Origin of the sequence: Niabella pedocola (assembly GCF_021044425.1) — a bacterium.
Lineage (GTDB): Bacteria > Bacteroidota > Bacteroidia > Chitinophagales > Chitinophagaceae > Niabella > Niabella pedocola.
The window spans coordinates 1,297,287-1,311,598 of the sequence record NZ_JAJNEC010000005.1; the positions used below are offsets into that span (position 1 = coordinate 1,297,287).

Sequence of the window (14,312 nt, forward strand, 5' to 3'; positions counted from 1 at the left end):
CTATTTTATAAAGTCCGCACAGTAGTTGGGTTAGGCTAATTAGCCGCTAAATGGAGCCGGCATTTGCAGCAAAGAAGCCATCAATGGCATTGCCCAGTTCCTTCAGCGGATCACCGGAAGGGTTTATGAAATCAGCGGTGTTAATGGTATAAGCCCAGTCGATGCCATCGCCTCTTGAAACTGCCAGGGTGGCGGCTCCGGGTGTACCACCCGATCTGGCCGCATTGGCCATACGCCCTCCGGTACCCCACACCGCACGCTGATGGATGAACTGCACCATTGCATGCGCCGATGATGCCAGCCCGCAAGAGGCCGCCGCCACTTCTTTGATCATGCCATCACCCCCGTATACATTCGGCACCAGTACGGCCGGATTGATCACCAGGGCACTTTCTCCCAGCCCCCAACTTTCTGTAGCCACTTCATCGGCCGGCCGGGGATTGGCTACCGTTTTCCAGATCTTCACTTCCGCAACGCCGATCTTATCCAGCACCTGCTGCTTTAGATATTGGAAATAGTCTTTTCCCGTAACCTGTTCAATAATCAGTGATAACAACACATAACCATAATTTGAATAATTATCCTTGGTACCAGGATCGTCTTTCAGCTTTCTTTTTTTATACATATAGGTTGCCAGATCCCGTTTGGTAACGGGTATTGCCTGGCCCAGCTCCTTTGCAATAAAGCGCATGGAATAAGTAGCATCAAAATCCTTTGCATCAAATCCGCCTTTATGATCCAGCAAGTGCTGAATGGTAATACTATCGCTTCGCGTGTCCCTGGGTGAACTGAAGCCCAGCTTTGCATAGGCCAAATCACCCGGAGCAAGATCCTTGCTGTCGAAAAGCGCCTGTATTGCTGCACAAAGAAACATTTTGCTGCAGCTGGCCAGCAGGAACCGGTCGGATGGCTGGGCGGTTTTATAGTTCGGTTCCGCCCAGGTAAACGCCTTGTTGTACCTGATGCTGCCATTTTTACCCAAACAGAACTGGGCATAACGGATGGCCTGTTTTTGCATAAAATTCTTCAGGATCTGGTCAAGCCCCTGCGTGGCGGTTGTTTGGGTACCTGTGGCGATCCATTTCCGGCTTTGCGGAATATCGGTTTCCGCAAATACACAGGCATACCGGATGCCGTTGCCGGTACCGCCTCCATCCACGTACACCGGCATCAGACCTTCCTTTGTGTATTTGTCAAATGCCGCCTGGTACTCATCCGCCGTAATGCCATGCTTTGCCACCCAGCGGCCTGCGATGCTATCGGTAAACATCGGGCAATATACCGCATCATCCGAAAGGGCTACTACTTCGGGTTTATAATACGGCAGCTCGGTATTGGCATTAAATATCCCCTGGTAATTTGCCGCAGGCACATTCGGATACACCAGCCACTTAATAAAAGTAGGATTCGGAATCCATACACCGGCATACCTTCTTGCGGATCCGGAGCCATATACGGTGGCCGATTTAAGACGCAGGTTATTTTCCCGTGCATGTTTATTTTCATTGTTAAATGCGGCTTCATCAATATTATGACGGGCTACCCAGCCGGAGTAACTTTGTTTTTCAAAAACGGCGGCAAAGATGGCATTGGCGCCACCGCCCGTGGCCGTTATTAAAACAGGTACAAATCCTTTCTTGGACCAGGTATCAAAAAAAGACTGGTATTGTGCTGCGTTAATGCCGTGGGTGGCCACGTATTCCGGGCCGGACCGTTTTACCCATACGGCTGCGTAGCGGGGATCACCTGTTCCTCCGTAAACACTGAGGGAGATCATACGGTAGCCCTTCCCGGAAAGATCATTGAAATGGTGCTGGTGCTGACTGGCGTTTACACCGTGGTAGGCGGAGAATGATGCGGACATAGCAAATTAGTTTAAAGATGAAGTATATAGGTCATTATAGTTACTGCGTCAACAGTAACCGTTATCTCTACGAAAATAAACGATGCCGCCCCCGGTTTCAATAGCCAATTTGAGCGAAAAAAAACCGCCCCCTGAAGCGGGGGCGGTTGCGTATATGCCATAGTTTTTTTTAAACGGCTGCGTTATAGTGTTCCTCTACTTTTGCCCAGTTCACTACATTCCAGAAAGCTTTTAAATAATCCGGACGTTTGTTCTGATATTTCAGGTAGTACGCATGCTCCCAAACGTCCACACCCAGGATAGGCGTGCCTTTTACTTCGGCAACATCCATCAGGGGGTTATCCTGGTTAGGCGTGGATGTAACTTCCAGCTTGCCGTCTTTAACAATCAGCCAGGCCCAGCCGCTTCCAAAACGGGTAGCACCTGCGGTATTGATTTTTTCTTTCAATCCGTCCAGCGAACCAAATGTTTCGTTGATCGCATCGGCCAGTTTCCCGGAGGGTGCACCGCCATCAGCGCTCAGGATCTCCCAGAAAAAGGAGTGGTTCCAGTGACCACCTCCGTTATTACGAACGGCGGGGGAAATAGTGCCTGCGTTTTTCACCAGTTCTTCCAGCGACTTTTCAGCATGCTCTGTTCCATCAATTGCTTTATTCAAATTATCCACATAAGCCTGGTGATGCTTATCGTGGTGAATTTCCATTGTTTGCTTGTCAATGTGCGGTTCCAGCGCGTCGGGCGCATAAGGAAGGGCTGGTAGTGTAAATGCCATGATTCTTTATTTTTTTATTGAGTAAATAAAAATACTTAATTGCCCAAAGTTAACCCATTATTGCCGGGCTGCAAAGTTCCATCGGGAAAGCAATGTCCGTGAGACCAAAAGAGGCCACAAAGGCTAAAAGGCACTAAGAAACACAAAGTCCTGTAGTTTTCATTAACCAAACCAGCGTTGTTGCGCTCACAGATCACACGGGTTATTACAGATACTGGGCTGCCCGCTGCTGAACTGTTCGTGCAGATCTCAGCCGTGAGCTACTTATTCAGCGTTTAAAAATTGGTAAAATAGTTGGTAAATACCAGGTCGAACAGGTTTACATTGGCCTTCTTCGTTTGCAGGTAAGCGCCGGGTACCGGCACTTTGTTCAGCTCCCGGAAAAGGACGGGCTCTGTTTGGAACGATGCCTGCAGCACCTGGTTCATCGTGCGGATATCTTCCAGGTACTGCTGATGCCGCCGTTCATCGTTGAGACAAAACTGATCATGATCCATCATAGCTGTACCACTAAGACCCAGGAAGTCGGTTACCACGATACTGTGCCAGGGCATCAACACGCTCAGCAACACATGTATTTTAAACAGGCCGCGTCCCTCCTTCGAAGTACAATCCAGGTAGTAACAAAATTTATTATGAAATAAATCCGTCCGGTCGCTCAATTCATACCGGGTCAGCTTTTCATCAAGCACGGCTGTAAACTCCTTCCATTGTTCCTTCAATGCCTCCTTCAGGATACGTACCGATCGTTTACGCCGGGCAAACACCCTTTCATATTCCTGCTGATTCACCAGCGGCGTTACATCCTTGGGATAGTGGTCGTATATTTTTTTTAAAAGAGACGGAGGGTTCATCATAAAACAGATTGAATATTATAAATAAAAATATCTGTTGCAAATCAAAATAAATTTACTAAAAAAATGCACACGGATGAAATTTAAACATATTATAAAAAATATAATGCATTAATTTTCTGGATTTTGCGTTTTTTGGCTGATTTTTTGCAGTATATTAACAAATTATTAAACTAAAACAAATCGCGCATGAAGTATACACCTCACCCCTCCATCCATTTATTAATGGTGTGTCTCTTCGCCCTTTTTCTATCCCCGTTACAAGCACAGGTGCTGCGGGTATCCGGATTCGTAAAGAACGGGCAGGGAGAAGCCATCCCCGGGGCAACCATTCAGCAAAAAGGCACCCAAACAGCAACCGTTGCAGACGCCAACGGGCATTTCTCGTTCAACGTGAGCAGCAATGCCATACTGGTGATTTCCTCCGTTGGGTACCAGCCAAAAGAAATACCCGCCACCAGGGGTGCCGTCCAGATAATCCTTATCCCGGATGAAAAAGATAGCCTAAGCGAAGTGGTAGTTACCGCAATGGGCATTAAACGGGAACAGCGTACCCTGGGGTATGCGGCCCAAACGGTGAGTGCGGAAGACCTTACCGTAAATAAGCAAACAAATGTGGTCAATGCTTTGCAGGGAAAAGTAGCAGGGGTCAATATTCAAAGCACAGGAGGCGCTCCCGGACAGGGCGCCCGGATCAATATCCGCGGTGTAAACTCGCTGGACCCGAACCGGCCCAGTCAGCCCCTGTTCATTGTAGATGGTGTGGAAATTGATAACAGCACTACCACCTATGGCGGCGGTGATACGCGGGGTATGACCAACCGGGCAGCGGATATCAACCCGGATGACATTGAAACCATTTCCGTTTTAAAAGGCGGGGCAGCCACGGCCTTGTATGGTATACGTGCATCCAACGGTGCGGTGATCATTACTACAAAATCAGCCAAGGCCGGCAAACTCTCTGTGAGCTATAACGGCACCTATGGATTCAGTAAGGTGAATAAAACACCGGATGTACAAAGCACCTACACACAGGGTTACCTGGGTGAATACGATAAAACCAGCTTCTGGCCTTCCTGGGGACCAACCGTGGAAGAAGCAAAAAAGCTGGACCCCTCACACCCCGCTCAGCTATTCGATAATTTTAAACGGGCCTACCGCACCGGCAATACCAACCGGCACAATATCAGCCTGGGAGGTGGTACCGATAAAATACAGGGTGGCGGTTCGTTTAACTATGCCCACGACAACGGGGTGATTCCGTTCAGCGATTATACCAGTTACAATGCCCGCGCTTTTAGTAATATCCAATTCAGCTCAAAATTCCAGGCAGGTTTTTCCATTAACTACATTAACTCCGGGGGGTCCCGGGTAAACTCCGATCGCTATGGCGAGCAACTCATCTACTGGTCGCCTCGCTGGGATGTAATGGACTATATGAACCCGGACGGCACACAAAAAACCTATGGGGGTGATAACGACAACCCCGTTTATACCCTGGCCACCAACCGTTTTTTCGACAATGTGAACCGCGTTATCTCCAGTGTTAATTTTAAATATTCACCCCTTAGCTGGCTGAACTTTACCTACCGTTTTGGAAATGATATCTATACCGATCACCGCGACTGGCATGCCCCCGGTCCGGTTGGGGTAGTGGGCGAAGTGATCAGTGGTGATAACGGGTTCGGCTTTGTGAGCACCACCGATATTAAAAACCGCAACATCACTTCCACCTTTATCGCCAACATCAATAAAACCTTTAATGATCGCTTCTCTGTAAGTTTGAACCTGGGGCACGATCTGATCGACCGGAAGTATAACCGGTCCTATGTGTACGGAGATACATTAGCCGTACGCGATCTGTTTGCACTTCAAAACACCCGGAAGATCACGGGTAATACTTATGCGTCCCTGTACCGGAACGTGGGTATTTTTGCAGACCTTACCCTGGGATACGACAACCTGTTGTTTTTAAACCTTACCGGGAGAAGAGATATGACGTCCACACTGGCACCGGATAACCGCGCCTATTTTTACCCCTCGGCGAGTTTGAGCTATATTTTTTCCGAGTCGATCAAAAACAGACCCGACTGGTTCAGTTTCGGAAAATTCCGGTTCTCCTATGCCACCGTGGCAAAGGATACCGACCCCTATTCCATTCTTTCCGGATTTAGTGCCAACGACGATAAGATCGGCAATGCCATTACTTTTACCACGTTGGACCGGTTAGAAAATCTCCGCTTAAAACCGGAATTTACAAAAACCTATGAAGGTGGTGTTGAACTCAAACTGTTCAAAAGCAGACTGGGCCTGGATCTTACGCTGTATAAGGCCGTCAGCAAAGACCTGATCGTGCCTGTTTATGTTTCAAATGCCACTGGTTACGACCAGGTATTTTTAAACGCAGGTGATCTTGAAAACAGAGGTATCGAGCTTACCCTATCTGCGGTTCCGGTAAAACAAACCAACTTTACCTGGGATTTCAATATTAACTTCACCCGCAATAAAAGCGAGGTACTCTCCCTTTCGCAGGATCCTAAACTGGATGAAATTATAACCGCAACACAGTTCGGGTATTCCAGTTCCACTGCCTCTATGAAACTGATCCCGGGCTACCCGTACGGAGCACTTTTCGGAAGAACCTACAAACGGTACTATGGTAATGATACCGACGATGGGATTACCCTGGAAAAAGACCGGCCCATGGTGATTGGAGCCGACGGGTTCCCCATGATCGATACCAAGCAGCGGTACCTGGGTACCTCCGAGCCGAAATTCATTATCAGTACCCTGCAGAACCTCACCTTTAAAGATCTTACCCTGAGCGCGTTGCTGGATGCCCGTTATGGCGTAAAAAAATACAACCAGTTTGCCAATTTTATGGCGGCATTCGGTGTATCCAAAATAACCGAGAACCGCAATCAAAGCATTGTATTTCCTGGTGTGCTGGCAGATGGTACACCCAACACCAAGACTGTTTACCTGGGCCAGGCAACCGGGCCGGATGGCAAGGACTACGGTGCCGGTTATTACCGGAACGTGTACCGCGGTGTTACCGAAAACTTTATTGAGGATGCCGGCTGGGTGCGACTGCGCTCTTTAAGTTTATCTTATAATCTTCACAAGTTGTTTGATAAAACAGGCTTTTTAAAAGGCGGTTCCGTTGCTGTAACAGGCACCAACCTCTGGCTGAATACAAAATTCACGGGCTTCGATCCGGAGTCCAGTTCTTTTAGTGCATCCGATAACTCTTCAGGTGGTTTTTCCGGTTTTACTTATCCCGCCGTTCGCAGCTTCCTGTTTTCCCTTAACCTACAATTCTAATCCCATGTCAATAAAGTATTCTTTTTCCATTGGTATATTGCTTATCTGCCTGGCATTTGTTACCGGGTGTAAAAAATACCTCGACAAAGGCATTGTAAATCCTAATACCACCGATACCCCCCCTATCGAAGGGTTGCTGGCAAATGTTACCTACCAAACGGGGATCAATGTTTACCGGGCCGGCAGTTTTACGTCCAACTATGTACAATACCTCGCCTCCAGCAACGCCGCAAGCGGGTTTGATACTTACGAAGACCTGGACAAAAGCACGTTGTGGAAAAATATCTATGATATTATTACCGACAGCAGGAATATGAAACTGCTGGCTGAAAAACGCAATGCCTATCATCATATAGGGGTTGCAGAAATCACAGAAGCAATGAATATGAACCTGGTCATCGATCTTTTTGGAGATGCGCCCTATTCAAAAGCCTGGGATCCTACCAATTTCAAACCCTCTTACGACAAAGGAGCAGACATCTACAAAGCCTGCCTGGCACTGATCGACGATGCCATTCTTCAGTTTGGTAAAGCAGACGCCACGGTTGAGCTTGGCAGCAATGATTTCATTCATAACGGAGCCACAGCCCAATGGATCAAGACCTGTTATGCATTAAAGGCCCGGATGCTCAACAAGATCAGCAAAACGGGAGCTTACAGCGCCACCGCTGTATTAACCGCTGCCGGTAATGCTTATCAGTCAAACGCAGATGATGCCCAGCTAACGCAGTTTATCAGTCTTAGTCCCTGGAACGAGATCGCTGTTAATAATAAAAATCTTTTGCTCGATGGGTGGCTGGGGGCGCAATTTGTAAATGCCGTGAACGGTACCACTTATGGGTTCAAAGATCCCCGGGTTGGACACATGGCTACGCTTACGAAGTTCAATGATTACAGAGGTACCGTAAACGGTGCAGGAAGAGTAGGTACCGGCACTTCAAAGGAAGAAAGTTATATCGGAACGGGAACCGGGAAAACAGACGACAGTACATTTTATGCAAAACCAGGTGCACCCTTGGTGCTGATCTCTTATCCGGAGATCAAGTTTATCGAAGCCGAGGCGGCGTTAGCAACCGACCGGCCAAGAGCCTATGCCGCCTACCTGGAAGGTATTAAAGCCCATATGGAAAAAATCGGCGTTCCTGCAACAGAAAAAACCAGTTACCTTGCCAACCCGGCTGTTGCCGTGGGAGCCGCAGCACTTACAAAAGACCTCATTTTTAAAGAGAAATACATCGCGCTCTTTCTAAACCCGGAAACATGGACGGATGCGCGGCGCTACGATTATAAATACAAGAACTTTGTATTGCCGAAAAATGCCCTGCTGCAAACACCCATCCGGAGGATCGGCTATCCCGATACTGAAAAAACAAGGAACGGAGCCAATGTGCCGGACGTGGGTTCGCTTGCAGATCATCTGTGGTGGGATCAGCCGTAGGGTGAGAGGTTTGCTTAAGATTCTTCAACTTCACTGGTGGAACAAAAGCGACCTGGAAGACATGACCGTTACGATCATTTTTTCCAAGGGCTGGGGAATAAGCTCCTGTCTCACCAGTCGCCCAAGTCCCCCGAAACAACCAGCAGCCTTATATTGAGGTGCTGAAGTGTGCGACGCAAGACCGCTGCCATAAGCACTACAGCCGGGACAATAAACAGTCCTCTATCGCTTTGCCTTAAAAAAAGCCTTCATCAACGCGGCACATTCTTCTTCCAACAAGCCGGTTACAATCTCCGTTTTCGGATGAAACGGAGAGGTTGCAGGCCCCACCCGGCTAAAGCCGTTCTTTACGTCCGAAGCTCCCCAAACCACGCGGCGGAGCTTGCTCCAGTAAAGCGCCCCGGCACACATCACGCAGGGTTCCACCGTAACATACAACGTGGCATCGGGCAGGTATTTAGCATTCAGGAAACTGAATGCCGATGTTAATGCGATCATTTCCGCATGTGCGGTAGGGTCATTTAATTTTTCTGTCATATTATATCCCCGGGCAATGATACGGTCGTCCTGCACCACCACAGCCCCGATGGGGATCTCATCTTCATCAAACGCCCGCCGGGCCTCTTTCAGCGCCTGCTGCATAAAATATTCATCCGTCATTGATCTGCTTTGAAGCAATAAAAATAGAAATAACAAACGAGAATCGGGGAATCCATACGCCAAAGCGTCGTTTTTTTCCTACCTTGTATTTTTAAATACAGCATGACGGATCTGCAGCCGGAAAGTAACGGCCGCAGGCGATAAATAAAAACACAGATGGCATTTCCCAAACAGAAACTGGAAGAAAAATTTAAAGAAGTATACCAGCAGCTCAATGACCAGCAACGCGTTGCCGTAGATACCCTGGAAGGCCCGGTAATGGTCATCGCCGGGCCCGGCACCGGTAAAACCCAGATCCTGGCCGCCCGCATCGGGAAGATTCTGCTGGATACCGACGCCCTGCCGGAGAATATCCTTTGTTTGACCTATACCGATGCCGGTGTGGTAGCCATGCGCAAACGCCTGCAGCAGTTTATCGGCGCCGATGCGTATAAAGTCAATATTTATACATTTCACGCTTTTTGTAATGATGTGATCCAGGACAATCTCTCCCTCTTTGAAAAAAATTCGCTGGATCCTGTTTCCGAGCTGGAACGGATCGAATATTTTAAAAAGCTCATCGATGCCTTCCCCAAAAGTCACCCGTTAAAACGTTACCGGGGTGATGTGTATTTTGATGCGCCCCACCTGCAACAGCTATTTTCCGCGATGAAGCGCGAGGGCTGGACGGCCGCCTTTATCAATGAAAAAATTGATGCCTATATACAGGATCTTCCCAGCCGGGACGAGTACATTACCAAAAGAGCCACCAAGGATTTTAAAAAGGGGGATCTGCGTACGGATAAAATTGCGGAGGCCACAGAAAAAATTGAAAAGGTACGTGCGGCGGTGAATGAGTTCAATGCGTTTCAGCAACTGATGAATGAAAAACGCCGTTATGATTTTGACGATATGATCAACTGGGTGATCCGTGCTTTTGAGGAAAATGAATCGCTGCTGCGCAATTACCAGGAGCGTTTTCAATACATCCTGGTGGATGAGTTCCAGGATACCAGCGGTACCCAAAACCGGATCGTGCAGCTGCTGATCAACTACTGGGAACAACCCAATGTATTTGTGGTAGGCGATGATGATCAGAGTATCTATCGCTTCCAGGGTGCCAATGTGCAAAACATGCTGGACTTTGCCCAGCAATACCAGGACGCGTTGAAAACGATCGTGCTCACCAGCAATTACCGGAGTATTCAGCCCATATTGGATGTTTCCAAATCTGTAATTACGAAAAACAATGAACGCCTGGTGAACCAGCTTCCCGGGCTGAGCAAAGAACTGGCAGCGGCCAATGCAACCATCAACCACCTCACCACGCCACCTGAGCTGGTCGAATACAACAGTGAAAAAGAAGAGATGGCAGGTGTCTGCATGGAAGTAAATGCACTGGTTCAGCAAGGGGTGCAACCGGGCCGCATTGCCGTTATTTATAAGGAGAACAAATATGGGGAAGAACTCTCCAATTATTTCCGCCTGATGCAGGTACCGGTGTTTAGTAAACGGCCTGTGAACCTGTTGCAGGATCCGTTCATTAAAAAAGTCATTACCATCCTCCGGTATCTGAATGCGGAGCATGATATCCCCTATGGCGGCGATGAACTGTTGTTTGAGCTCCTGCACTATGATTTTTATAAGGTTCCTCCCATTGAAATTGCAAAGCTCAACGTGGAAGTGAATAACCGTCAATTTAAAGGCGAAGCCACTTCCCTGCGTCAGCTGCTTTCCGAAAAAGCCAATACCCCTCCCAGGGATCTGTTTGATACCGGCATCCATCCGCAACTGAAACAGTTCAGCAATACGTATGAACAATTGATCGCCGATGTTTCGAACCTTACCCTGCAGCAATTGGTGGAACATGTAATCCGCAACGCCGGCGTGCTGGCCTATGTAATGCAGCATGCCGAAAAAATAGAACTGATGCAGTTCCTCTCCGCCTTTTTTGATTTTGTGAAAGAGGAGAACAGCCGTAACCCAACGTTCAGCCTCGACGGATTGATCAGCATTATCGATCTTATGGAAAAAGAGGGCGTGCCGTTGGCGATGACGCGCACCATCGGTAATGACAAGGGTGTAAACCTGCTCACCGCGCACGGAAGTAAGGGCCTTGAATTTGAATACGTATTTCTTGCAGGCACCAACGCTGCTTATTGGGAAAAAAAGAAGAGCTTCCCTGCCATCTTCAAACTTCCTGATACTATTTTCAGTTCCCAGCCCGACGGCGATTCCACCGAAGAATTACGACGCGTATTTTATGTAGCGCTTACAAGGGCGGAACAGCACCTGCATATTTCCTGGTCAAAACGCAACAACGCCGGTAAGGAGCTCGAGCCTTCCATGTTTATTGCCGAGATACAGGAACAACATGCGCTCCAAACACAATTCCGCTCAATAGCAGAAGAGGAGATGACCCGTTTCCGCCTCCTCCAGTTCACCGCACAGGCACCTACCATTGAGCAACGTGAGGCAGACTTCATTACTCCGCTGGTAGACAAATTTGTAATGAATGTAACCGCGCTGAACAACTATCTCAACTGCCCGCTGCGGTTTTATTACCAGAACCTGATCCGCATCCCCTCCGGTAAAAATGAGAATACCGAATTCGGAAGCGCCATCCACTTTGCACTGGAACGTTTTTTCCGGAAGATGCGGGAAAACGCCAGCAATGCTTTTCCGCCGGTACAGTCGCTTTACGAAGATTTCAAATGGTATATGCAGCGCCACCGGCAGAACTTCACCCGCGAATCTTTTAAACGCCGGATGGAACAGGGTGGCATTATCTTACCGGAATATTACAACAATTATATCGATGCCTGGAATAAAGTGGTGGTAGTGGAGCTGAACATCAAGAACGTGGTAGTGGACGGTGTGCCTTTAAAAGGCAAGCTGGATAAGCTGGAGTTTAATGGTAAGGATGTAAATGTAGTGGATTACAAAACCGGTAATGTTAAATACGCCAAACCCAAATTGCTGCCGCCTTCTGAAAAAGACCCCAATGGCGGCGATTACTGGCGCCAGGCGGTTTTCTATAAATTGCTTGTAGATCATTATGAAGCGAAGAACTGGACGGTAGCCAGCACCGAGTTTGATTTTATTGAACCGGATGAAAAGAAAAATTTTGTCAAACAAAAAGTGGTGATCCTTCCGGAGCACCTGGAGATCGTGCGCCGGCAGGTGCGGGAAACCTGGCAGCATATCCAGAACCATGAGTTTTACAAGGGTTGCGGCAAAGAAGATTGCCACTGGTGCAATTTTGTAAAGGATAACCGGCTGTACTCAGATCTGGAAGCAATTGAAGAAGATCAGGAATGATTTCGGCTCTTGCCACGAAGGCTCAAAGACACGAAGACCCACGAAGATCGAATAGCATCCCCTTTGTGTTTCTTTCTGCCTTAGCGTCTTTGTGGCCTATTGCGGATAAAACCGGATCTGTTCAAAGCTATACGCCCCGCTTGCCTTCAGCCGGTCAACCAGCTGCTTCAGCGCACTTTCCTCCCATTTTGTCTGGAACATCTCATCATGGATCAGCAATACAATATTCCCCTTTGTAAAAGCGTTACCCGTTTTACAGCGCTGTGCGATTTCATCAAACATCGCATCTACCGTTTGTACCGGCCGGCCATCCGGATGGTGCTGCCATTCCAGGTCCCACCCGATCACCTTATATCCCTGTGCTGCCAGTCCATCCGCGGTTGAAGCGCCGCTGACCCCATCGTCGCGTTTTTTCCCGTTCAGCCGCCACATATTCCGGCCCGGCAACCGAACAATTTTATAATGCAGTTTCAGGAGCTGCTGATTTTTCAGGATATCTGCAATGGCGGATTGCGGGTCGCTGTAAAATTTTTCGTAGTGATTGTTTGCATGGGAATAGCTGTGATTATACTCATCAATGTATGGATTCTCCTCATAGTATTTAAAATACGTATCCATCCGGCGGTTAGCCTCCACATGTGCGCCAACCAGGAAAACGCTGATCTTGATCTTTTCGGCAAGGATTACACTGTCGATGTTCTCACTGCCGTTCAGGGGGCCGTCGTCAAAAGTCAGATAGATCGTACACTTTTTTTCGCCGGTACGCTGTGGTTGCGAAGTTCCGGATAAACAGGCACTGAGTCCAACCAGGCAGCCCATAAGGGCGAGTTTTGATAAAGCGTTCATAAGAAAGGGTTGTTCGTCTTTTAAAACTACAAAAAAACGGGCACCATTTAAGAAGAAATCCGTCGCCACGAAGGCTCAAAGACACGAAGATGCGCTAAGCGCAAACAGCGCCCTCCTTTTATGTTGCTTTGTGCCTCTTTGCACCTTAATGTCCTTGAGCCCGCCTTGTGGTCTTCCTATACAAAGAATGCCTATTTTTACATCCTAAATCCATACGCTTATGACCGATATTTTTTCTGCCGAAGGCGCACAATCCATCATCAGCCGCATTGAGCAATTAACACCCGAAAGCAAGCCTTTATGGGGCAAAATGAGCGTAGACCAGATGCTGGCACATCTTTCTGTAATGTACGAGCTGGTATATACGGACAAACATCCCAAGCCCAAAGGTTTTGTAAAATGGGTGATGAAAACCTTTATTAAAAAGACGGTCGTAGGCGACGCGCCATACAAACACAACATAAAAACAGCACCCTTTTTCAAGATCACCAACCACCGTGATTTTGAAAAAGAAAAAGAACGCCTGACCGGCTATATCCGCCAGACACAGGAACTGGGTGGTGGGCATTTCCACGGCAAAGAGTCGCATTCCTTTGGTCCGCTTACCCAAACGGAATGGAACACGATGTTCTCCAAGCACCTGGATCATCATTTACGGCAGTTTGGCGTATAGCCCGGCAAAAACCGGCCGGTACAATTTTACCGCCCGCCAGCACCACTTAAAAAACACCCGGAGTCCTGCAGAAATAAACGTAAATTAGTAGCAGCGAACGATTCGTATTAAACCCTTTACAAATGCTGCGACTATTACTCCTCCTGGTGCTGGTTCCCTTTGCAGGCAACGCGCAAACGGGATCGGCTGGCGACAACTATAACAAAGCCCTGGCAGACAGCCTGGGCGCCGATCAGTACGGCATGCGGATGTACCAGTTTGTTTTATTAAAAACGGGCGACAGTACCATTGCCGATAAAGAAAAGGTGGCTTCGCTTTTTAAGGGGCATATGGACAATATCGGCAAACTGGTAGCAGCGCATCAGCTGATCGTAGCCGGACCATTTGCAAAAAATCCCCAGCAATACCGTGGACTGTTCATTTTCACCACCAAAACAAAAGAAGAAACAGCAGCATTGCTGGCATCCGATCCGGCGGTCAAATCAGGATTGTTGAAAGCAGAGATCTACGGCTGGTACGGATCGGCGGCACTGCCCCTGTACCTACCACTTCATCAACAGATCGAAAAAAGTAATCATTAA

General features: G+C 48.1%; 10 protein-coding genes. 5 read left to right on the forward strand and 5 right to left on the reverse strand.

All coding sequences use genetic code 11. From position 1 onward, the window contains the following. Positions 1-46: 46 nt before the first annotated feature. From LQ567_RS13010 to LQ567_RS13020, 3 genes are all read right to left on the reverse strand, one after another. The gene (locus LQ567_RS13010; protein WP_231004950.1) at positions 47-1,864 is read right to left on the reverse strand and encodes a serine hydrolase; all 1,818 of its coding nucleotides are present in this window, start codon (positions 1,862-1,864) and stop codon (positions 47-49) included. Between the two features lie 169 nt (positions 1,865-2,033). Beyond that, entirely contained in the window at positions 2,034-2,636 is a 603-nt protein-coding gene (locus LQ567_RS13015; protein WP_231004951.1) for a superoxide dismutase, read from the reverse strand. A 275-nt stretch (positions 2,637-2,911) separates the two neighbouring features. Beyond that, the gene (locus LQ567_RS13020; protein WP_231004952.1) at positions 2,912-3,493 is read right to left on the reverse strand and encodes a hypothetical protein; all 582 of its coding nucleotides are present in this window, start codon (positions 3,491-3,493) and stop codon (positions 2,912-2,914) included. A gap of 186 nt (positions 3,494-3,679) precedes the next feature. Between LQ567_RS13020 and LQ567_RS13025 the strand changes: the two genes are divergently transcribed. Both LQ567_RS13025 and LQ567_RS13030 read left to right on the forward strand, forming a co-directional pair. After that, on the forward strand, positions 3,680-6,814 hold the full coding sequence (locus LQ567_RS13025; RefSeq protein ID WP_231004953.1) for a SusC/RagA family TonB-linked outer membrane protein: 3,135 nt from the start codon (positions 3,680-3,682) through the stop codon (positions 6,812-6,814). Between the two features lie 4 nt (positions 6,815-6,818). Continuing rightward, the gene (locus tag LQ567_RS13030; RefSeq protein WP_231004954.1) at positions 6,819-8,252 is read left to right on the forward strand and encodes a SusD/RagB family nutrient-binding outer membrane lipoprotein; all 1,434 of its coding nucleotides are present in this window, start codon (positions 6,819-6,821) and stop codon (positions 8,250-8,252) included. A 222-nt stretch (positions 8,253-8,474) separates the two neighbouring features. Here the strand turns inward: LQ567_RS13030 and LQ567_RS13035 are convergent, their stop codons facing one another. Then, on the reverse strand, positions 8,475-8,912 hold the full coding sequence (locus LQ567_RS13035; protein WP_231004955.1) for a nucleoside deaminase: 438 nt from the start codon (positions 8,910-8,912) through the stop codon (positions 8,475-8,477). A 156-nt stretch (positions 8,913-9,068) separates the two neighbouring features. Between LQ567_RS13035 and LQ567_RS13040 the strand changes: the two genes are divergently transcribed. Then, positions 9,069-12,212 carry an ATP-dependent helicase gene (locus tag LQ567_RS13040; RefSeq protein WP_231004956.1) on the forward strand — a complete coding sequence of 1,048 codons (3,144 nt, stop codon included), beginning with the start codon at positions 9,069-9,071 and terminating at the stop codon, positions 12,210-12,212. A 96-nt stretch (positions 12,213-12,308) separates the two neighbouring features. On the opposite strand, the gene LQ567_RS13045 is transcribed toward LQ567_RS13040, so the two are convergent. Further along, positions 12,309-13,058, reverse strand: coding sequence for a polysaccharide deacetylase family protein (locus LQ567_RS13045; protein WP_231004957.1), 750 nt, complete (start codon positions 13,056-13,058; stop codon positions 12,309-12,311). 220 nt (positions 13,059-13,278) lie between these two features. Here LQ567_RS13045 and LQ567_RS13050 point away from each other — a divergent pair, with 220 nt between their 5' ends. Continuing rightward, a complete protein-coding gene (locus LQ567_RS13050) occupies positions 13,279-13,731 on the forward strand; it encodes a DUF1569 domain-containing protein (RefSeq protein ID WP_231004958.1) in 453 nt (150 codons plus the stop codon). 122 nt (positions 13,732-13,853) lie between these two features. After that, complete coding sequence (locus LQ567_RS13055; RefSeq protein WP_231004959.1) at positions 13,854-14,312, forward strand: YciI family protein; 459 nt, start codon at positions 13,854-13,856, stop codon at positions 14,310-14,312.